The organism is Enterococcus crotali, assembly GCF_000633635.1.
Taxonomy (GTDB): Bacteria; Bacillota; Bacilli; order Lactobacillales; family Enterococcaceae; genus Enterococcus_L; species Enterococcus_L crotali.
Map to the genome: position 1 here is coordinate 130,307 of NZ_AYPQ01000002.1, position 22,977 is coordinate 153,283.

Here is a 22,977-nt window from a genome sequence, read left to right on the forward strand (position 1 = left end):
AGAGGATGGTCAAAACGGAAGTATTTAAAAGCTGCGCCAGAGATTAAGAACATAAAAATTCCTGATAAAGTAACTTTTTATACGACTGTCATTTGACCACTGTGGGTGCGGTAAAGCGTTTATTCAAGCTTTTCCGCAGCTGCAGATTTTCTATAAATACAAATAAATAGAAGGGAATGAAGGAGCTTCTTCATTGTTTTCTATAAAAATGTGAGGAACAATGTATGAAAAAATATCAAGTAAATTTTAACGAAGCAGTTTTCTTATTAATAACATTATTGTTGATGATTGGCACCAGTATTATTGGTTTTGGTATTCCTGCTCATGTTGCTTTATTGATTGCTATTGGCTATTTGCTATTATTCGCTGTTTACAAAAAATTTTCTTGGGATTTCATTCATGATGCTTTGGTCGAAGGGATTTCTTCTGGTATCATTCCGATCGTGATTTTTATTTTGATCGGCGCATTGATCAGCGTTTGGATCGCTGCTGGAACAATTCCAACGATCATGGTTTTAGGTTTTTCTTTCTTATCTGTGAAGTATTTTATTCCAACAGTTTTTATTGTGTGTGGAATTGTAGGAGGTGCTGTCGGCAGTTCGTTTACAACTATTTCAACGATTGGGATCGCCTTTTTAGGAATGGGTAGTTTGATTGGGGTCGATCCAGCATTAACAACGGGTGCAATTGTTTCAGGCGCTTTTTTAGGCAATTCAATTTCGCCACTTTCAGATACAGTTAATTTGGCTGCTGCAATTTCAGAAGTCGATCTATTTGATCATTTGAAAAATACATATAAAACAGCGATTCCAGCGGCTATCCTTTCATTTGGCTACTTTTTAGTCATGGGTCTGCATTATGATGGGGCTTTGGACAGTACAGATATCATGGAAATAGTTAGTACGTTAAATGACAATTTCGCGATTTCATTTATTGCTGTGATTCCTTTGGCGCTTTTGTTTGTATGTGCATGGAAGAAAATTCCCGCTATTCCGACGTTGCTATTGAGTATTTGCACATCCTTAGTGTTGATGTTTTTTATGAATGGACATTTTTCATTTGTAGAGACAGCTGATATGATCCAAAATGGTTTTATTTCTCAGACAGGAAATGCTCAAGTAGATGAGCTGCTCTCTAGAGGTGGGATTCAAAGTATGATGTGGTCGGTGTCGTTGATCATTTTGGCTTTGGCCTTAGGCGGTCTACTGGTAAAAATGGAGATTATCGATTGTGTATTACAACGGTTTGAAACAGCGATCTCTTCACGGAAGAAGTTGATTTTTGTTACGATGATGAGTTCAATCGGTATTAATGTACTGATCGGCGAGCAATATCTGTCGATCATTTTACCTGGGAAATCATTTCTTAATAAATTTAAAGAAAAAGAGGTTCCTTTAACGCTCTTATCCAGAGGGTTAAATGATGCTGGTTCTGTTGTAAATCCATTGATTCCTTGGGGTGTGAGTGGTGTTTTTATCTCAGGTACTTTGGGGATTGCAACAATAAATTATTTACCATATGCAGTATTTTGCTATGTGTTACCATTAGTGTCAATTTTAGTTACAATCACCAGTAAGAAAAAGTCTGAAAAGTGACTAAAAAATGAGTTTGAGAATAGAAATCTTTAATTCCGAGAAGCGAGTAGATATTGTGTAACATCCGTTCTCCATTCACTGTATTTTACAACAATTTCAGCTTATTTCTGAAAGGATTGTTTCTGCTTATAACGCTTATCTGGATTCCATGTGAGTGGGATATGACTCGAAGAGTTATGTCCCACTCCATGTTTTTTTTAGATTAAATTTGGCTTATTCACCAAAAGTTTTCAGGCCTTCATTATACAAATGATCATCGATTTCTGTAATCGATAATTTATGTGAAATACCAAAAATGACTACCGCATCCCAAGGAAGTTTTGGGTAAAGTTGAGCGTAACCAGTCTTTTTCATCAATTCATTTGTTTCTTCAAGGGTCAACTCAAGACCAATAGTCAATGCTACAATTTTTTCTCTTGAAGCTTTCGTTTGCCATCAAAATATTGATAACCAGTTGCTTCTGCGATGCCTGCTTTTCTCAATACAGTGCTTTTTGTCTTATTTTTCTCGATCAGCCATCGATTCAAATAATCTTTCAAGTCTTTATCAAGTGTATGATCTCGAGTTTCAGAAAGAGCTGTTTGAAAATTTTCGGCTTTTTTTAATGAATGAAGTAATTTGTCTGTATCTTTTTCCTGCATGTCTAAATCTCCCATATTTAAAATATCATAGTACTATTATACATTGCTTTTCACAAAGAGCGGGGTATTTTATTCGTTTATTTGCTATAATTAAAAAAGTAAACATAAAAATGGAGTGTAAAAATGGAAAACGTAAATCATTCAGTTCTATTTTCTTATAAAGAAATTGAGCCATTAACAGATAAAATAAATGGACCGATTCTTGTAAGAAAAAAGGACACAAAGGAGTTTTTTGTAAAAAAATGCTATCCGCTTTATTTAGTGGATCATTTGATTACGCTACAAAAAATCAAACAGATCAATTTACCAAAGATTCAAGAAGTCGTGATCGAAGAAGATCAGATTTATTTATATGAAGAATTTATTCATGGCAAAACATTAGCAGAAATCGTTAAGTCTTCAGAAATAATGGAGACTAAAACAATTTTGAATCTAGTATTGGCTCTGCTGGATGCTTTAATTGCGCTTCATAGCGAAGGCTTAGTTCATCGTGACGTTAAACCAGGAAACATTATGTTGACCAATGACGGGATGTTGAAGTTGATTGATTTTGATGCTGTACGAGCATTTGCTGGAACAAAAGAAACCGACACCGTTCAGTTAGGAACAATTGGATTTGCTTCACCAGAACAATTTGGATTTGCCGAATCTGATGAGAGAAGCGATCTTTATTCGGTAGGTGTAGTAATCAATATTTGTTCGATCAAAGACTATCCTAAAAATCAGCTAAGCTCAGATCCTTTTTTACATGATATTATTGTCAAAGCGACAAAATTGGATCCAAACAATCGCTATCAGTCTGCTGTTGAAATGCAGGCAGATGTTTTAGCAAAGCAGCATTTGCTGAAAGAATATGAGCAGCCAATGAGTGCGGCGATGACAAGTTTAAGTGAGGAAAATAATCAAAGTACTAAGAAAACACCTATCCGATCCTTTTTAAGAAACTATGTACCAGGCTTTCGTACAAGTCAGCCTTGGAAGATAACTTTGGCGATTATTTATTATGTGTTTATGGGGATCGGGCTGCCTTTAAATATTAGTGAAGGAGAAACCTGGGCTGAAAAATTGTTGCGGTTACTTGAAGCTGGAATTATTTTTATTTTGCCCGTGCTATTATTGACTAATTTTATGAACTTCCATGAAAAAATACCATTACTCAACTCTAAAAAAAGTACATTGCGGGGAATTGGCTATGGGTTGTTGCTCCTTAGCTGGTTTGGTTATTATGGTTTGTTTTTATTTGTTACCCATGGAGGGGCTAAAAGATGATCCAATCGTTGATTTGTTAAAATTATGCAAAATGCATAAGATTCTCCTTTAGCGTTTTAGTATGATAAGCATGTATCAACGGACTAAATAACGAAGGAGACAAAAAATGATGAAGAAAATTATTTTTATTGGGGTCGGCATTTTAGTAGTAGGCGGTATTCTAGCAAATATGGGCTCTGATTCTAAAGACGAAGCAACATCTAAAAACGAAGCCACAACGAGTAAAGTAACGAAACCCAAAGACGAAACAACAACCAGTAAAGTAGTCCAAAAACAAGAAACAGAAACGCCTGCTGAAACAGATAATGGTGATTTAGGTGAGTATCATGTAGTGATCAAGGAATTGACTTTTGCCAAAGATTACAATGGGGAAGATGTCGGTGTGATTGATTATGAGTTTACAAATAATAGTAATAAAAATGCAATGTTTTTAACTTCGATCACAACGAAAGCCTTTCAAAATGGTATCGCTTTAGAATCAGCAATTATGACAGAATCAGGGTATGTGGATTCGATGACTGAGATTCAACCAGGAGCGACATTGAATTTAAAAGTTCCTTACAAACTAGCAGATATGACCGCACCAATATCTGTTGAGGCAACCAAATTATTCAGTGATAAAGTGAAATTGACAAAAGAGTTTATTTTGCAGTAAATTGGGATTAAAAAAGGGTTGGAACAGGTGGTTCAGCTAGCTTTTCTTTAATAGAAAATGACTAGTTTTTAGCTTCATAGGGAGCAAAGGGATTGAGAGATATTCCTTATATATGGCCGTGTATTAGGTTTATTGGAACAGGTAGCTGTTAAGATATAGTTATTTGGTCCGAAATCAATTAGTCTTTGCTGCCTGACTGATTTTCCAAATACGAAAACAGCCAAAACCACAAAAAAGTGGACGTCTGGAGTAAATCCAAATGTCCACTTTTTTATTTTCAATTATTGAGGCGGATCAGAAATTTTTTCAGTAACTGAGTGGATCGGTTTGACCTTTAAAATATCTAGAAAGAAAGTAAAAATAGGAATACCAACGATCAAGCCCCAAACCCCAAATAGTCGTTCGCTGATTAGTAAAATAACAAATGTATAAAAAATAGGTAAATCTGTTTTACTGGACATAAATTTAGGATTTAATACATAGGATTCAAATAAATGCACGACGATGATCACGACTAAGATATAGATTACATCGTTGAGACCACCTTCTGAATAAGCAATAAAGCTTAATGGAATACAAGAAATGATCACGCCGGCGACAGGAATCAAGCTTAGAATAAAAATCATGATCGCTAAACTTGGTAATTGATGAAAGCCGATCAAGGCTAAACAAATGGTTGTGATCCCTGTATTAACGACCGCAATAAAAAACTGAGCTTCCATTACGACACCAAACGTATTGACAAACTTATCTGCAAAAAAGTAAATATCTTGGAAAAACCAGTCGAAGTCGCTTTTTAGAAACAACTTAGAAAATTCCGACATTTGTTTCTTCTCGATCATAAAAAAGAAACTTAAGATAAAGGAAAGGACAAACGAAAGACCGATCGAACCAACATCTTGGACATAACGCAAAAGAATACTTGCCCCATTTTGAATTTGAGTCATGAGATTTGATTTTTCTAGATAGTTATCGATGATCACCAAAAGCTGATTATGATCGTCCGTTGGTGTTTGATAAAAATGAATAACGGAATTATACATTTGGACCGATTGATGAATCAAAACCGGAACATATTTTGTGATAGCCAGATAGACTAAAAAAACGATCAAAGAATAAGTGGCTAAAACAAGGATGAGTGTGGGAATCTTTAAATATTGTTGCACAAATTTCACAAAATGAAGAGCCAAAAACGTAAAAATAAACGTTAATAGAATCATTGTGATCATACTTCTCGCTAAAAATAGAATAAAAATAACAACAGCTAAAACAAAAAAACGCCGTAACCGTTCATTTTGAATAAACTTTTCATACATGGACACAGGCTTCGCTCCTTTATTACGTTACTTATTATCTTGTAAGATAACTATAATGCTTTTTTGCAATTTAAGATAGCAGTTTTATCTATAAATTAAAAAAAATAACTTGATGTTGACTAGTGATGGTTGTGAAAAAATATGTATTTATTCTTCATTGTTATTTTAAAATTTCATATTCAAAATATAATTGCATTAAACGTAGTATTTTTATAATTATCCAGTATAAAAATATTTTTTTATTTTGTTATTCTATTGAAATGAGCTCCCCTTTTTGTTAAGTTTAAAATACAAAAAGGGGGTTTTAAAGTGAATGGTTTTAAAAAGTTAACATTATGTATTTTGTTTATTTCAATTTTGCTTTTTACAGGATGTAGTGGTAAAGCAAATGAAGGAGACCTAGATAAAAAAATCTATGATCTAGAAACAAATTTCAAAGAAACCTATCAATTATGGGTAGATATGAAAAGTATGGGAGAAATCAAAAATAAAGAGTATCCCAAAGACCTAAGAAAGGTAGCGACTGATTTTAAAATTATTGGGGATAAAGCAAAATTAGGTAGCTATCAAAAACTTCTTAGTAAAGAAGACAAAATGATTTATGAGACGTATCGACAATTATCACCAGATATCAAGGAACTTGCTAGAACAATTGAAAAGTCAAATTTCGAACAAGCAAAAACACAATATGAAATGATTCTAGAAAAAGAAGATGAGGTAAAGGAGTAGGGAGATGATGAAAAAAGAGTGGAAAAGAAAAGGGATTACTTTGTTTGTTGCTGGAATACAAGTTTTAGGTTTATTACCGTGGGGAGCACTTCAAAGTTTTGCACAAGAAAAGGAAACAGCAGAAACTCTTGGTTCAAGTGAAGTGATCACTACACAAGAAAAAGTGCAAAAGGAAGATCTTGATCAGCAGACACAGCAAAAGATCAAAGAAGCTGATGAAAGTATTGAGAAAGAAAAAGGAGCTACTGAAAAAACAGATGATAAAATAGAAACAAACTTAGATGTTGCGCCACAATTAAAATCAGCGTTTGAAGCAGACGAAAAAAGTATGTTGGCATCGGTCAAAGAGGATATGGCGAAAAAAGGTCTGACAGAGATTGTAGCCGATCGTTCTGAGATAACAAAAACGTTTGTTCATCCTGAAACAGGCATGGGGGAAACTGTTGTTTTTACAGAACCCATTCATTTTGAAAAAGAGAAGAGCGATTGGCAGGAATTTAATGGTACTTTTGAAGAGGAAAAAGACGTTTATATAGCAAAAGAGCAAGTTGAAGTTCAAGTACCGAATGAAGTAAATGAAAACGAAATACCTACAGTTAAGGTTGGTGATTCAAAAGTAGGAATCGGCTTACCCGAAGATAAATACGAAGTACAAATGGTTAAAGACGACAAAGTCTTATTAGCAGCTGAAAATGATTTAGAACCTGTAGAAATTTCGTATCAGCCAACGGGAGTTAAAGTCAGTCAATATATTTCAGAGAAAACTGATCTGACAACAGTTAAATTTGCGTTAAAACTACCTGATAACCTACATGCAAGAGAGGAAAAGGAACAGGGAATTATTGGTCTTTATGACGAAGAGAAACTTGTGAGTGCAGTTCCTACACCAACGATTGAAACAGTAACTGGTGATTTTATTTCAACTGCAGAAGCTGATTTTGACAGTAAAACGAATACCTTGACACTTAAAGCTTTTGATAAAGAAAAAAGTCAAAGCTTAAAAGCAGCACGTGTCAATGTCCAATTTATCCAAGCCAAAATCGAGCAAGGTATAGAAGCGACTAGTATTCGTCAGTATAATGACAAAATGAATTATTGGTTCCAAGATTATATGTATATTGGCTATGATGATGGATATAATGGAACATTAGGTGCGGCACATTTTGTTACCTATGGGTTAATCAAGATCCCTGATGTAGAATTGAAAAAAATTGGTAAAGGTAGAGAAATCGAATCAGCAAACCTTTCATTATTTAGAACAGGAGCACCTGGTTTTTGGGGGGATCGTGCGAAAGATGGCAGTGGAAAAGTAGTCAATCGCCATTTTGAAGTTCATGGCTTAACGAAAGACATCGGAGCATTTTCTAAGGCTACATATCAAGGCTTTAGTGATGCAAAATTCCCTTATGGACCACCTGCTAATGAATCAGGCAAAGAAACTATGATTGGTGGAATCGATCCCAATAATCGTAGAGTTAATTTTGACATCACTAATTTGGCAAATGACTGGATTAATGGTGCCAATAATTATGGGATGATTGTTAAAACGAATAAAGTAACATCTCATGAATTACCTTACTCCACCGCTGAAGTTTTTGCTGCACCTAAAGGAGGCGTAACGACGACCTCTCCTTATTTAGTGATCAAGCATCGGGAACGTCCTCCAATCGATAAAAATATGCCACTTAAAGATACGACTTTGAAACTACGTCCCTTTGTCAGTTCTGATAATGATGGCTTAGTTCAGTTTCAAGCATTAGGTATGGATGGGATCGGCCGACCAGATGCCAAGATAAACTATCGTGTGATTGATACAAGTGATAAAAATAAAGTAACGTTCTCAGGAACAGATCCATCGATTGGGCGAGATTATATCTTTCCTAATTATCCGAAACTATTTGAACATGCTAACCAATATTTAGAGCTAGCGAGCAATTGGCAAACCAATACATTGCTGACCAGCTCTTTGAAAGAAAATCATCTTTACAAAGTTGAAGCAACGATCACACATGGAACTGAAGAATCAAAGCAAACCTATGATCAGTTCCAACTATACAAAGTAACTAGCCAAGATACATTGCCACGTCTCTTGAAATTCTACGGATTAGAAAAACAACGAGCAACATTCATGCGGGATAATAATATGAAAGATGAATTATTGACCCAAGGAAATACTGTTTTTATTCGAAATCCAAAGAAAAATCAAGGGAAAGCTTATCAGTCACAACCACTTTCTAAGGTCGATAAAATCCGCTTAGATGCATTATCTGTTGGCCGAGGGAAGCATTGTAAATATGGCTTTGAACCAATCAATATTGGTAGTGGAAATTTAATTTACGAAATGACAGATAGTGTTTGGTACGATTTTGAAGAAGAACAACTTTTTGCTAGAACCTATAATTCTAAAGGGGGCGGCATGGATAGCCCGATTGGCAGAAACTGGACACTAAATCAATACTTGACCCTAAACCAATTAGAAGACAAATCAATGATGCTTACAAAAGAAGACGGTGGTAAGATCTTTTTTGATCGTGGAAAAGATGGGAGTTATCAAGTATCGGATGATTCGCCTTACACATTGACGAAAAAAATCAAAGATGAAAAACGTAGCTTTGAATTAACGAATACAGAACAAAAGCTGATCTATTTATTTGATGCAACAGGGCAAGTAAGAAAAATTACCAATGCTTATGGACAAACGAAAGAATACAGCTACGAAAAAGAAACTGGATTTTTGAAATCAATCAAACAATTTAATGGTGGCAAAGTTCAATTTGACTGGGATGATAATGGGCACATAAAAAAAGCCACATTCCCAGACCAGTCTACAAATAGCTATGAATACGATGCAAAAGGAAACTTAACGAAAGTGACCGATGCGTTAGGGAAGAAAATAGCATATACGTACAATGACAATCACTTTATGACCGCGTATTCTGATGACGAAGGAACACTACTTTATCAAAATAAATTTGATAAAGAAGGACGTGTTATCGAACAAACAGATGCTAAAAACAATACTGTTACAATCACGTATGAAAAAAATAAAACAACGACGATCGATGGCAACGGAAATAAAGAAATCACTACCTACAATGCTCATTTCCAACCAACAAAGATTGAATACGCTGATGGTAAAAGCGAAACCAAACGCTATAATGACCGTTACCAGCTAATTGAGGAAATTGATCGAGCAGGCAATAAAACAACTTATGAAAATGATGCAAATGGCAATGTCACCAAAACATTCTTTCCAGATGGAAGTACAGAAATTAGCTTGTACAATACTAGTAACCAATTGACAGAGCAAACGGATCGTTTAGGTCAGAAAACCAATTATCACTATAATGAACAAGGAAAACTATTACAGACCACACGTCCAGATGGAAAAACGATCACCTATTCTTATGATGGACAAGGCAAAGTGACTAGTAAGACCGATGCTGATGGTGCCACAGAAAATTATACGTATCAGGCTGGTAATTTAACGGCGATTGGTGATGCTCATGGGGTGAAAAATGGGTACGAATATGACGCAAAAGGCTTGATTACCAAAGAAACCGATGCGGCTGGAAATGCTAAAACATTCAAACGAAATAAGCGTGGTGAACTAATAGAAGAAACCGACTTCAATGGGAATAAAAAGACATATTCCTATAGCGCAGAAGGATACTTGCTTTCAGAAACTGACTTCAACGGAAATCAGACAAGTTTCACATATGACAAATTAGGTAGAAAAACGGCTGAAGTTAATCCTGCTGGTGGTAAAAAGACATTTGAGTATGATGCAAATGGAAATATAACCAAAGAAACCGATTATCTGGGGAATGGTAAAACATTCATTTATAATGAATTAAACCAAGTAATCGAAGAAAAAACAGCTACAGGTTCAATTACACGTTACACCTTGAATGCTCTAGGTGATCCTCTAACTGAGACAGTAGATGATAAGAAAAAAACGACCTATGCTTATGATAAAAATCAAAATCTAATCAAAAAAGTCGATGCATTAAAACAAGAAACAACCTATGAATATGATCAAAAAAATCAACGGATCAAAGAAATATATCCAGATCAAACAACAATTCTTTATGAATACGATGAATTGGGCAATATAACGGCTAAAACAGATCGTAATGGATTGAAAACCAGCTATTCTTACAATGAAAAAAGCCAATTGTTAAAGGAACTATCAGGTGATCGTGAAACCGATTATGCCTATGATTCAAGAGGCAACAAAACAACTGAAAACGATCCTGAAAATAACCAGCGTTCTTTTGGTTTCAATCCGCTAGGTTATCTTTCAGAGCAAACGGATGCTGCTGGCAATAAAACAGTCTATGAAACCGACAATCAAGGGAATGTGACGAAAATCACGGATCCAGATGGTAACGTGTTGACCTACACGTATGATGGTGAAGGAAACGTCCTTTCACAAACCGATGCGTTGGGAAATAAGAAACTATCCACATATAATTCGTTGAATCAGCTAGCCACAACAGTTGAATCAACGGGAGATATTACCCAATATCATTATGATGCCAACAGTAATTTAGTTGAAAAAATCGATGCATTAGGTAATAAGACAACCTATAGTTATACGAAAGATAATCAATTACAAGCATCAACTGATCCATTGGGACAAATAACGCAGCTCTCTTATGATACTAGCGGAAATTTAGTTTCGTTTGAAGATGCAATTGGTAGAAAAACAACCTATTCCTACGATTTATTAAATCAATTAACAAAAGAAGTAACGCCAGGAAACGTCACGATCAATTATAGCTATGATGTTCTTGGTCAGCGTGTGAAGCAATCCGATAGCAACGGCAAAAGTGAGAGCTATACCTATGATAAAAATGGTCAGATGCTTACAGCAACAGATGAACAAAAACGAAAAATTTCCTATGAGTATAATCTTTTTGGTGAAAAAGTTGCCGAAATAGATGCTGCAGGTAATAAAACAAGTTATGCATATAATAAATTAGGACAGCAAACTGTCATCACTCACCCACAAGAAACGAGTCAAACATTAACCTACGATAGTTTAGGACATGTTTTGGAAGAAGTGATGCCAAATGGTGGAAAGTACGCCTACAGCTATGATAAACGCGGTAATTTGATCAAAGAAACTAATCCATTAGGCGAAACACAGAGCTATGCCTATGACAAAAACAGTCAATTGATTCAATCCACAACCGCTAAAAATGAGATTACGACCTATAGCTATGACAAAAATAATCGCTTGATCGAAACCAAAGATCCTTTAGGCAATAGTCAGAAAATCAAGTACGATGCCAATGGAAATGTTATAACAGAAATCGATGCTGAAGGAAATCAAACATCCTATGCCTATGATGGCAATAGTCAACTGATTCAAACAATCAACGCTAAAAAATTCGAGCAAACAGTTAGCTATGATCCAGTTGGACGGAAAGTTTCCGAAACGGATTTCAATGGCAACAAAACAAGTTATGAGTATAATATCAATGACCAACTATTGAAAAAAACAGAACCGAATAAACGCATCACAACCTTTGAATATGATGCACATGGAAATCTTTCAAAAATCACAGATCCTAAAAAAGCTGTAACAGAAATGACCTATACTTCTGATGGTCAACTTGCTTCTGAAACGAATGCAAAAGGCTATAAACGATTGTATGAATATGACACGTACCGTAATTTACTCGCTGTAAAAGACAATGTTAGAAAAGAACCGCTTGAAACATATAGTTATAATAACTATCAACAGCGCATAGCGGAAACCAATACAGCAGGCAAAAAAACAACTTATGACTATAATAAATTGGGACAACTCACGAAATTGACTTATCCCAATAAAACGAATGTTGCCTATAGTTATGACTTACTAGATCGAGTAGTTGAAATGACAGATATTCGTGGCAATAAAACGAAAACAGAATACGATGCGAATGGTCAAGTAACTCGCTTTATCGCACCTGGCGAACAAGTTTCCACCTACGAATATGATAGCAATGGGAATGTGACCAAAGAACAAGATCCAATGGCATTTACTTCTAGTTACACGTACAACAAACTAAATCAAGTAGCAGAAGAAACCGACGAACTTGGGCATAAAACAAGTTATGCTTATGACCAATTGCAACAAGTAGCAAAAATTACGGATCCTAGAAATCATCAAATGACAATGGATTATGATGGTAATGGGAATCTAGTGAAGGAAACAGATGCAAAAGGCAAAGAAAAACACTTTGGTTATGATGCAAACGATCAACTGACTAGCGTCAAAAATCGATTAGGAAAAATAACTAATTATACCTACGATCTCCAAAGCAATTTGACCAGTGTCAAAGATGCACTTGGTAATCTGACCACATTCAACTATTCGCCAACAGGTGAACTGGATAGCGTTCTTTCAGCGAATGGTAAAAAAGAAAGCTATGACTATACCTTAGATGGTCAACTAGCACAAACAACTACACCAAAAGAAGAGACGATTCAATATAAATATGATGAAATGAATCAGCTTGTCGAAAAAGTCACTAAAAATGCCAATTTCACGTATACCTTTACCGATGAAGAAAAAATGGCGAGTGCAGCTTATGAAACAACGGAGCCAATTACAGCAATCGACAATGAAGCCTTGAAAGAAGCTGTCCCAACTAAAGGCGAGGTTGCGTTTGAATACAATCAATACGGGGATTTGACGAAAGCAACGGATGAGTTGGGTGAAAGTTTATCTTACGACTATGATTCTCTAGGACGCAAAACAAGCGTGACGTACCCAAGTGAACGGAAAATCACGTATGAATATGACAAGAAGAATCAACTAACCGTTGTAGCAGATGGTGATCAAAAAACGGTGTATGAACATGACGGAGCAGGTCAAATCAAAAAAATCAGCTACCCGAATGGTACGATCACACAATATGACTATTTAGCTACAGGAGAAATCAGCACAGCTGAAACCTTAGAAGCGAATGGAAAATCATTAGCAAAAATGACCTATGCGTACGATGAAAATGACAATCTCCAAAAAGAAACAATTCAATACCCTAAATTAACACTTGAAAAAACGTATGAATACGATGCTGAAGATCAATTGACAAAAGTTACCGAAGTCGAAGGCAAGAAAAAGACCGAAATAGAGTACTATTATGACGATGCGGGCAATCGAATAACCTATTCAGAAAAGGTCAATGACAAAGAGAAAACCTTCTATGAATACAAAGTCAATAACATGAATCAAGTCACTGAAATCACGAGTGAAAAAGGCGCCAAATTTGAGTATGATGCCAATGGTAATGTCGCCAAAAAAATCGCCATGACCGGTGAAGTGACGACCTATCTTTATGATGTAGAAGATCGCTTGATCCAAGAAACGAGCAGTAACGGTATTTATACCCTTTACGGCTACGATGCACTAGGCAATCGTGTGATCAAAGGTACGGCAACTGAACATGGACGCCGGATCAAAACCGATCTAAAAGCTTGGATGAAACAAACTGATCGCACCGCTCAATTAGCCTTAAAAAATCAAGATGTTACGTTATATGAAATCTTGACTGCTGTTGCGAAACAGCCACTTATGGCTGACCGCCTACGCTGTTTACCAAAGGATCGACCGTGGCGCAAAGACCATAATAAACCAAGAAAAACCGTTGAGACGGAGAAACTAAAAAAAGAACTGGATAAAAAACATTCAATCAAAATCATTACGTCATTGAACGAATACAACCAAGAACACACCAGTCCTGCAAAACTCACGCAAGAAACCTATGATAAAAAAGTCAAAACCACCCAAAGACAGGAATTTACCTTTGGAGAAGAAACAGATATCTTAGGAGACGAAGAAGATCAATACCATCGTGATGGCTATAGCAGTATTGGTACGATGACGAATCGACAAAGCGGTGAATTAATCACCAATACCTTGTATAATGAATATGGGGAAGCCGCCTTGCGTTTAGAAAACGAATATGGCTATCGTAGTGAATACCATGATCAGTCTAATCGAATCCATTTACGTGCCAGAGAATACAGCACAACGACTGGACGCTTCCTACAAGAAGATACATGGTACGGAAAAGTAGAACAACCCCAGAGTCAGAATCGCTATATCTACGTAGAAAACAATCCGCAGAAATACCGAGATCGCAGCGGAAATGCTGGTTGGTGGTCTAAAGCATGGAATAATGTGAAGAAAACCGCTAAAAACGTATGGAACGGTGTCAAAAAAGTAGCAAAAAATGTCTGGAATGGCGTGAAAAAAGTCGCAAGTACTGTATGGAATGGCGCAAAAGCTGTTTGGAATGCCGTTGTCCCATCTTCACCGCGTGCCTCAAGTTCATGGGGAGGAATTCCATCAGGGATTAATTATGTGGGAAATTATGGTGGGAGATCATACTACCCACAGCAAAACTATGTCGGTGCCAATTATATCAGAGGAAGAAATGGACAACCTGTGGGCTATCAGACATATAGTCAGACATTGTATTATCAAAGTGCGGCTTATCGCCACCAAGTTCAAGTTCAAAGAGCGCAAGCAACACGTATGATGGCAACCGTCCGAATCAAGAAAGTTTGCGATACTGCGGATAAGAAATGGACGGGAAGAAATTCAGGTCTTGTAGTAGGAACGGCGTTTGTGATTCCCATTCCAAGAGTTCCAGTAGTTCCGCCTGTGACAACGATACCTAAGCCAGATTTAGATACAGGAAACTTCTCATTTCCGTCTCTACCAAAAGTCCCAAGTGCGCAAGATCTTGCTAATGGGATCGTTGGATGGGCTCTTGGTAAATATATTGAAAACATCAAAATGGAAGCTAGACTAGATAAAACGGCTGATGAGATTATTAAAACTGAAAAAGATGCAAAAGTAAGGGGGGAATTTCCTGGGGAGTATCTTGATAAATCACTGAGAGAAATAGAAAAGGCTGCGAAATCTGGAAATAAACAAGCTAGAAAAGCAAAAAAACTACTAAATGACAAACGTTTTAATAGGGGAGATAATCGTAAATAAGACTATATAAGTGAGGCGAATTATAAACGGTGAATAAAAAAATATTTCAACTTATTGACTACTATTATCCTAAAGGTATAAGTTATGAGTTAAGTGTTGAACAAAAGTTGTTTCAAGTAGCAAACAGAGAAACTAAAATTAATAAATCAAGAAATAGTGATACTAAGGAACAACTATTGGTAGCTTTAAGAAAGATATTTTCTGAGTATAATGTTATCGATATGGTGGACGAAGAATCTTGTTGTTATGAGTTTGATATTTTATTAAAAAAAAATCAACCTATTTTAGATAATGATAGACAGCTAATAGAGAAATTAGGAAATACTCGTTATGATATTCGAATATTTTTCAGTTGCTTAGGTGATTATTATTACTATTTTATTGATAAAACAAAATATCATCCCAAAATTCATACATGGGAATTTACTACAAAAGAAATTCATTATAACGTGGAAATCAAAAATAAATTAAAAGAGATGGAAAACTACTTCGCTCGTTTACAATACGAACTCTTGTCAAATGAATTGGTACGCTTACCAGTAAAAGAAGTTGAAACGTATTATAAAGAAAAAAATGATGTGATTGTTTTTGACTGTTTATTTACGGATTTAGTAACGTTAGATAATAACAAAAAATCCATAGAAGGATACTTAGCAGAAGAGTAATTTAATTAGATGATGATAATTAAAACTTAAAATAAATTGAAGTAAGTTACAGTTTTTTGTAGCTTACTTTGACTATAAATAAGGTTCTAAAAACATCCATTTTATCAAATAATACAGCACAACGACTGGACGCTTCCTACAAGAAGATAGCTGGTATGGAAAAGTAGAACAACCGCAAAGCCAGAATCGGTATATCTATGTAGAGAATAACCCGCAGTAATACTGGTTGGTGGTTCAAAGTGTGGAATAATGTGAAGAAAGCCGTTAAAAAGGTCTGGAATGCTGTTGTTCGTGCCTCAAGTTCATGGGGAGGAATTCCATCAGGCGTTCGTTACGGGGAAAATTATGGTGGAAGAACGTATTATCCACAACAAAACTATGTCGGTGCCAATTATATCAGAGGAAGAAATGGGCAACCTGTAGGCTATCAGACATATAGTCAGGCGCTGTATTATCAAAGTGCGGCAGATCGCTATCAGGTACAGGTTCAACGAGCGAAGGATTTACGAACAGATGACGGAATAGATGCTAGAAATTATGGGGTGAATAAACTCCCTAAAGGTTGGTCATCGAACGATTATAATGTAAGTGGTCAACGAGGAACACTTGTTATAGACGAGCTAGGACGCAGGCGAATTACTATTGATCATAATACAGGAATTACCAATTATTATGGTGCAACAGGAAATATTGTAGCCTCAAAGGAATTCAAAAAGCCAATATCAGGTAGTGGTAAGGAAAAGGCAAGTAATATTCCTAGTTGGGCTGCTGGAGAGCGACCTTATGTAGACGAAAATGGGAACGATTTTGCAAAACGACTACTTGATGAAAAATATGGAAAAGGAAATTGGAAAACAGGTCCTAAGACTGAACATAATGAATTGAAAAAGTATGGAGATCGAGGATTTAAATAAAATTAAGGGGGAAGCTACTTTATGGATTATCATAGTGTTCAGTTTATTTATCAGAAAAAAAAATTATTGACAGTTTGGTATACAGATGACAAGGACGGATTTGTCACAAAAGGTAGAAAAATATTATTTTTCAAAAATTATTGTATTGAGAATCGGATTATCTGTGAAGAAAATGAAGTTTCTTTTGATATTGACTGGCTCATACATTGGTATGTAAGTAATTCAGAAGAAATAAATGAAAAAGAAATGTTAGATATTTGGAATATTTTTACTGATTTAGCTTATTCAATTGATGAACATTTTCTAGGAGATGAAGATAATTATAATCAGGTTTATTCAAAACTTTTTTATGGAAATAATCTTCCGACTATCAATAAATCTGGAAGAATATATACACCAGATTGGAGTAAAGAAGAAATTGAAGAAATAAGAGCGGTTATGAAAAATGGAGTTGAACTATTCGAAAGGTCTATTCAAATAGTGAACTAGTAATAGTAAGTTCATTTTAAATCAGGGTAAGTTAGATTTTTGTATTAACTTACTCTGATTATGTACATAAAATATAATTTGTTTAGATATTTTAATACAAAACAGGTGACGTATACTCCATACCCAAAAAAGGAGGATCACCAACTTATGTTGATAAAATACCTACAGGAAAATAGTAAAGGAGAAAAAATGAAAATGGCACGACCTAAAGAGTTAACTAATGGTAAAAAAATTAGAGAATATAGTACTTCTTTTTCTCAAATACCAATGGTTAGGTATGAAGAAATCACAGAATACTATACGAAAGAACCAGCAAAAATTACTGTGATAAATGAAAATATTAAAACAAAATGTGAGCCTATATTCCAAGTGGTAAAGCAAGTTCCGAATAGCGATTTAATTAGTTTGTCCATATATTCAAATGAAAGAGAAGAATTTGATGAGAGCACATTTTTTATAATCAGAAAAGTTTATTGGAATAAAAACGTAGACATTGCTGAAATAAGAGCGGGCGTAAAAAAAAGAGAAGAACTTTTAAACGCATGGCCTTCAATTGAAAATGATAACATTATAATTCCAAAATAATTAAAATTTTAGAACAGTTAGATAAGTTAATTTCTGGTGGTATTGTTTTAAGTGATGAAACAAATCCAGATTGGTCAGGTGCTAACTATCTGAGAGTTATGCGATGCTTTGACTGGGGAATAATTGAGGGGTTGTGGGGAAAACAAAAGAAAAATGTTGAACTAGAGAAGTTTTTGTATGAAAGTATTGAACAGTTGAACAATATTATTTTAAATGAGAAGTCAACTGATTTTGAAATAGGTTTAGATTATCTTTATTCGCCTGATATTTTAAAATCAATTGTTAATGGAAGTATTATAAAGAAGGAAAACTAACAGAAGAACAGCTATAGATAAACCATGAAACCAGAGTAGAGTGATTAAATTTTAAAATAGGTCAAAGTAAGTTTCAAATTTTTGTACGTACTTTGACTATACATAGTGTTTTGAAAAATATTGAGCAACTAAAATCTTTGTTCATAAACCAGATGGGAGCACAATAGCGACTATAAGGAGATAGATAAGAACTAATGGATGGAACAGGTATATTTCACGGATATCCATTAGAGTAAGAAAGGAAAATTTTATAATGTTTAGAATACAAGCAAGTAATCCCAAAATAAATAGTAATGGAGCAATAGAAATAGATGATATTTCAGATTTGTCTGATTTAATAGAAAGTGTTTATATTTTGCATATAGAAGATATGATAATGTTTTGGAATTATATTCCAATAGTTGTTTCGTATAAATACAATTTAAGTGAACTGATAGATGATGTTTTAGAAATGCTATTTCAGCTTCGAACGAGAAAAGAAGGAACTCTTACTATTGAGTGGCCTTCAAATTCATTTCACGGCATTTGGAATATGACTTGGCAGAGCAATGATTACTTAACAATTGATTCAAAGTGGACATCAGTCGTGGGAGGAACAAAAAAACTGTTAAACGATGATTCTAGAATAGAATTATCAAAACAGGATTTTGTCGCAGAATGGAAAAAAGTGTTAGAAAATGTTATTAATGCTTTGAAAGAGATAAATAAAGATAATCTTTTAAATTCTGCTATTCATAAGATTGAACTAGAATATCAAAAAATTGAAAAGTATGGTGAATTATACCAAGCTTAAATTATATGCTAAAAACTTAAACAGAATAGGAGATTAAAATGTATTATTATCGCATAACAAAATATAATCCTAAATATATAAAAGAAGAATATATTAAAAATGAATGGACCTCGGTAAGTGATATTGGAACAGAATTTCAAAATCATAAATTTACGTATGAGGAATATTTGGAGTATGAAAATAGCTATGTAAATAAAATTATTGAAATTATGAAATTAAATCAAATCACTAACTTGAAAGTAATTGATTTAGAAAAATATTCTTATGAGGAATTAGATTACTTAACTTCTAAAGAATTATTTGATTTTTTGGAAGAAGGTGTAAATATTTCATTAGGAAAATTGGCACCGGTAATTAGGCTGGTACTCAGAGAAAATATCTGGGCCAAGTTAATTGGTGAATCAGATATCTTTGTTCATTTTGGTTATGACTATTATATGTACTGTAGTTCTAAAACAAAGGTGATTCAAAAGAATGTAAGTTCACAATTATATGTTGAAGTAATGAAATCACCATATTTAGAATAAGATTTTAAAAGTTTGAAGCTAAATTATAAAGGAGTAATGAAATGGATTCAGATGAGGACTATAAATTAGCTGATCTTCTAAAGAAAAAATTTAATGTACGACAGAGAAGATTACCAATGTATCAACGAAATGATTTCTATTATGAAATTCCAGCTCTATATTTTCATTTAGTTAAAGACAAAAACGAACGGGATGATTATGAGAAAATTCAAAAGAGTGTAGAGTCTTTTAAAGGAAATTTTGAGTGGTGATATGGGACATCTGCGCCCTCAAAAAATAATTATGAAATCATTCCTAAAGTAGCCAGAGTAACAATGGCTAACCAAAAATATGGTTATGGTGACTATCAAAATTATAAGAATTTAACTGATTGAGAAACCTTTGAACGGATCTGTGATTTAGCAATAGAGGATATTCCAGATTTATACGAACATATGAAAAAAACTTTGTAGAACTTAATTGATGTTAGTAGAGAAAAACAGAATAGAGAATTTTTTCTATTCTAAATTTACATAATATTTAATAACCCTGAGTTAGAAATATTCCAAAAAATAAGATCCAGCGTTTAAGAAATGGACGGGAAGTAATAGTGCGTAAGACCTTGTTAAAGGAAATTGCTGGAAGGTTTATTGCAGAATAACATCAGAAGTGAGTCAAGAAGAATATTCCAAATTTTGAGCAAAAAAAATGGTACAGTAATAGGAAGGTAGGCAGAAAAGCTAAAAAAGATACTGAATATTTACAAAAAGATAGCTCAATTTGGTATAGCACAAATCATAGTGGAAGCTGTTGGGAAAATCTAAAAGAGGCTTTGAAAAGGAAAGCGAGAGGGAACTTACGATGAAAAAGGAAACAAACTTAGAGATTAAATTTCAAGATGGTGTCATTCCCAAAATACAGCCAATTGATAGCGATACTGTGAATATCAATAGTGAGTTATGGCGCTATATATTCAAGCTGCCGATTATGATGAATTATTTATTGAGACTGAAAAAAAATACAAGAAGGTTGCATTAGATGTTTTTAATAAACCAATGGCTAAAGAAGATCCTCGATTAGATTTGCTCTCAAACAACTATTTTAAATTAAGTCAAGAATCTAAATTTCTTTGCTTTATAAAAAAGGTTTTTGAATTAAATAGAGAAAAATGTTATATCGACCTAGGAGTTTTTGGAAATAATCAAGATTTAATAGAGTTTATGACTAGTCAAGAAAAGTACTTTGATCAAATAGATAAATATATCCTATTAAATCAGATTGAAATTCTAAAAAATAGTAAAGATCCAATTTATTTAATAGATAATCTTAATGTATTGAACATGTTTTTTAAATGTTTTTTACGAGAAAGTTTATGGAGTAGCTTGTATTTCAATACAGTACCTTTAATTATAAAAACGAATTATGATATCAGTATACCTTTGATTTTTCAAAATGAAGCAGATAAAAAAGTATATGAAAAAATTGCAAATGAAAGTGAATTGTTCTTTTTATAGTTTGGTATTAATTTTTACAAGAGAAATCAAAAGTTCTTATCATTTACCCTACTTGAAACTTAAGAAAATTTTGTAGAGATCTTTTTTAGTGTTGTCAATCCAGTACCTAATCCGTTATTATAGAATACTTGTACAATGATAATTCAACAGACTAGAAGCTCACATTTATATGTTGAAGAAATGAAGTCATCTGGAGAATAAAAGGTTTGTCAGAATTTGTTCTGAGAGACCTCATATTCTTTTTTATTTTATCTATTTCTCAAATTTAAAAAGTTGTTCCCCTTTACAAAAAGAACGTACGTTCGTATAATTGGTTATGAAATAGAATAAGGAGAGGATAGCTATGATGTTTGATTATGAAAAAGAACCTAGAAGAGTACTTTTTTGTATTGACGTAAAATCCTTTTATGCCTCGGTCGAATGTGTGGCTAGAGGATATGACCCACTTGAAAAAATGCTGGTTGTGATGAGCCACGCTGAAAATACTGGTGGTCTCGTTTTAGCTTCTTCACCAAAAGCAAAAGAAGTGCTAGGAATCACCAATGTGACAAGAAAATACGATGTGCCTAATCATCCAGATTTAATGATCGTACCGCCGCGAATGAATGAATATATCAAAGAAAATATGAAGATCAATGAGCTCTACAAAGAGTATGTAGCAGAAGAAGATTTACATATTTATTCGATCGATGAATCTTTTTTAGATGTAAGTGCCAGTTGGAAATTATTTGGTCAGACACCAAAAGCTGTGGCTAAAATCATCCAGCAAAGGATCAAAAAAGAGACAGGACTAGCAATCACAGTTGGAATCGGTGATAATCCCTTATTAGCTAAATTAGCGATGGATATCGAAGCAAAGCACAATGAAGAACGGTTAGCAGAGTGGCATTATGAAGATGTTCCTGAAAAAGTCTGGAGTATTGAATCAATGACGGATATGTGGGGAATCGGTCACCGATTAGCCAAACGTTTAAACAATTTAGGCATTCGATCTGTTTATGATTTAGCCCATGCAGATTTAAACAGCCTCAAAAGAAATTTAGGAATCATTGGTGAACAGTTATATGCCCATGCACATGGCATCGATCGCAGTCGTTTATCTGAAAAGTACATACCGGAAGAACGTTCCTATAACAATTCTCAGATTTTGATGCGAGATTATATGAGACAAGATGAAATCGAGGTTGTGATCAGAGAAATGGCGGAGCAGGTAGCAGCGCGCCTTAGAAAAGCACATTGTCAGACAGAATGTGTCCATCTGTCTGTAGGTTTTTCTAAAGCAGGTAGATCAGGTGGAACGGGCTTTTCAAGACAAATGAAAGTACCCTTAACAAACAGCAGCAAGCTGTTGATCGAATACTGTTTAACAATCTTTAGACAGCATTGGCATGGAGAAGAAGTACGACATATTGGGATTACTTATTCCAAACTGAATTATAATACTTATGTACAATTAGATTTATTTCATGAACCAGATGAGCAAATGAAGGAACTAAAATTAGATCAGTTGATCGATGACATCCGTCAGCGTTTTGGTTATGTTTCTTTAGTTCATGCCAGTTCAGTTTCATCTGGCGGTACAGCAATTTCAAGAGCGTCACTAGTCGGTGGACATGCAGGGGGAATGGAGGGCTTGCAATGAGTAAAGAGCGGGATTATTATTTTGAACAGTATCAAGATCGAAAGATGAAAAAGTGGGCGGGATTTTATTTATCTGAACATACCGCGATCATTGAACAAGAGAAAAAAAGACAGCCAGCTGAAAAGAAAATGCAAATGAGCTGGATGGAAATTGATGAAGTATTAGCGCAGGCTTTTCAAAATCAGATTGAAGTGATGATTCAAAAAGAAGAACTAGATTGTGAAGGCAATTATGGAGCAGATATTATTGGCATGATCCAAGGGCATGATGAATTAGGGATTTATGTAGGAGGGCATAAGATTGGTTATGATGAAATTCGTCATGTACAGTTACGTTAAAGAAA

At 34.5% G+C, this 22,977-nt stretch carries 19 protein-coding genes; 16 read left to right on the forward strand and 3 right to left on the reverse strand.

Annotated elements, in window-relative coordinates:
* Window positions 1-224 precede the first annotated feature (224 nt).
* Window positions 225-1,595 (forward strand): Na+/H+ antiporter NhaC, encoded by a 1,371-nt coding sequence (nhaC, locus tag V192_RS0105325; protein ID WP_025869294.1) that lies wholly within the window; start codon window positions 225-227, stop codon window positions 1,593-1,595.
* Window positions 1,596-1,808: 213 nt separating this feature from the next.
* Here the strand turns inward: nhaC and V192_RS21960 are convergent, their stop codons facing one another.
* On the reverse strand, window positions 1,809-1,994 hold the full coding sequence (locus V192_RS21960; RefSeq protein ID WP_239644576.1) for a hypothetical protein: 186 nt from the start codon (window positions 1,992-1,994) through the stop codon (window positions 1,809-1,811).
* A gap of 2 nt (window positions 1,995-1,996) precedes the next feature.
* Window positions 1,997-2,236: a hypothetical protein gene (locus V192_RS21965; protein ID WP_239644577.1), complete on the reverse strand. Its 240-nt coding sequence runs from the start codon at window positions 2,234-2,236 to the stop codon at window positions 1,997-1,999.
* A 123-nt stretch (window positions 2,237-2,359) separates the two neighbouring features.
* Here V192_RS21965 and V192_RS0105335 point away from each other — a divergent pair, with 123 nt between their 5' ends.
* Together V192_RS0105335 and V192_RS0105340 are read left to right on the forward strand one after the other, a co-directional pair.
* Window positions 2,360-3,505, forward strand: coding sequence for a protein kinase domain-containing protein (locus tag V192_RS0105335; RefSeq protein ID WP_025869296.1), 1,146 nt, complete (start codon window positions 2,360-2,362; stop codon window positions 3,503-3,505).
* A gap of 106 nt (window positions 3,506-3,611) precedes the next feature.
* Window positions 3,612-4,160, forward strand: coding sequence for a DUF5067 domain-containing protein (locus V192_RS0105340; RefSeq protein ID WP_025869299.1), 549 nt, complete (start codon window positions 3,612-3,614; stop codon window positions 4,158-4,160).
* Window positions 4,161-4,441: 281 nt separating this feature from the next.
* Here V192_RS0105340 and V192_RS0105345 read toward each other — a convergent pair whose 3' ends face one another.
* A complete protein-coding gene (locus V192_RS0105345; protein ID WP_025869301.1) occupies window positions 4,442-5,482 on the reverse strand; it encodes an AI-2E family transporter in 1,041 nt (346 codons plus the stop codon).
* Between the two features lie 303 nt (window positions 5,483-5,785).
* Here V192_RS0105345 and V192_RS0105350 point away from each other — a divergent pair, with 303 nt between their 5' ends.
* The 13 genes from V192_RS0105350 to V192_RS0105405 all read left to right on the forward strand — a co-directional run bounded on the left by V192_RS0105350 (window position 5,786) and on the right by V192_RS0105405 (window position 22,972).
* The gene (locus V192_RS0105350; RefSeq protein ID WP_025869303.1) at window positions 5,786-6,205 is read left to right on the forward strand and encodes a hypothetical protein; all 420 of its coding nucleotides are present in this window, start codon (window positions 5,786-5,788) and stop codon (window positions 6,203-6,205) included.
* A gap of 4 nt (window positions 6,206-6,209) precedes the next feature.
* Entirely contained in the window at window positions 6,210-15,212 is a 9,003-nt protein-coding gene (locus V192_RS0105355) for an RHS repeat-associated core domain-containing protein (RefSeq protein WP_025869305.1), read from the forward strand.
* A gap of 29 nt (window positions 15,213-15,241) precedes the next feature.
* Entirely contained in the window at window positions 15,242-15,877 is a 636-nt protein-coding gene (locus V192_RS0105360) for a hypothetical protein (protein WP_025869308.1), read from the forward strand.
* A 239-nt stretch (window positions 15,878-16,116) separates the two neighbouring features.
* Entirely contained in the window at window positions 16,117-16,791 is a 675-nt protein-coding gene (locus tag V192_RS20845; protein ID WP_025869310.1) for a hypothetical protein, read from the forward strand.
* Between the two features lie 21 nt (window positions 16,792-16,812).
* Window positions 16,813-17,280 carry a hypothetical protein gene (locus tag V192_RS0105370; RefSeq protein ID WP_025869313.1) on the forward strand — a complete coding sequence of 156 codons (468 nt, stop codon included), beginning with the start codon at window positions 16,813-16,815 and terminating at the stop codon, window positions 17,278-17,280.
* Between the two features lie 147 nt (window positions 17,281-17,427).
* The gene (locus V192_RS21970; protein ID WP_239644578.1) at window positions 17,428-17,865 is read left to right on the forward strand and encodes a hypothetical protein; all 438 of its coding nucleotides are present in this window, start codon (window positions 17,428-17,430) and stop codon (window positions 17,863-17,865) included.
* 131 nt (window positions 17,866-17,996) lie between these two features.
* Window positions 17,997-18,179 (forward strand): hypothetical protein, encoded by a 183-nt coding sequence (locus V192_RS21975; protein ID WP_239644579.1) that lies wholly within the window; start codon window positions 17,997-17,999, stop codon window positions 18,177-18,179.
* 253 nt (window positions 18,180-18,432) lie between these two features.
* Complete coding sequence (locus V192_RS0105380) at window positions 18,433-18,972, forward strand: hypothetical protein (RefSeq protein ID WP_025869315.1); 540 nt, start codon at window positions 18,433-18,435, stop codon at window positions 18,970-18,972.
* Between the two features lie 38 nt (window positions 18,973-19,010).
* Entirely contained in the window at window positions 19,011-19,499 is a 489-nt protein-coding gene (locus tag V192_RS0105385) for a hypothetical protein (RefSeq protein ID WP_025869317.1), read from the forward strand.
* A gap of 41 nt (window positions 19,500-19,540) precedes the next feature.
* The gene (locus V192_RS0105390) at window positions 19,541-19,750 is read left to right on the forward strand and encodes a hypothetical protein (protein ID WP_025869319.1); all 210 of its coding nucleotides are present in this window, start codon (window positions 19,541-19,543) and stop codon (window positions 19,748-19,750) included.
* Window positions 19,751-20,437: 687 nt separating this feature from the next.
* Window positions 20,438-20,992 carry a hypothetical protein gene (locus V192_RS19385; RefSeq protein WP_239644580.1) on the forward strand — a complete coding sequence of 185 codons (555 nt, stop codon included), beginning with the start codon at window positions 20,438-20,440 and terminating at the stop codon, window positions 20,990-20,992.
* Between the two features lie 343 nt (window positions 20,993-21,335).
* Entirely contained in the window at window positions 21,336-22,634 is a 1,299-nt protein-coding gene (locus V192_RS0105400) for a Y-family DNA polymerase (protein WP_025869320.1), read from the forward strand.
* Window positions 22,631-22,972, forward strand: a complete 342-nt coding sequence (locus V192_RS0105405) for a hypothetical protein (protein WP_025869321.1) — start codon at window positions 22,631-22,633, stop codon at window positions 22,970-22,972. Before V192_RS0105400 ends, V192_RS0105405 begins: the two co-directional genes overlap by 4 nt.
* Window positions 22,973-22,977 lie beyond the last annotated feature (5 nt).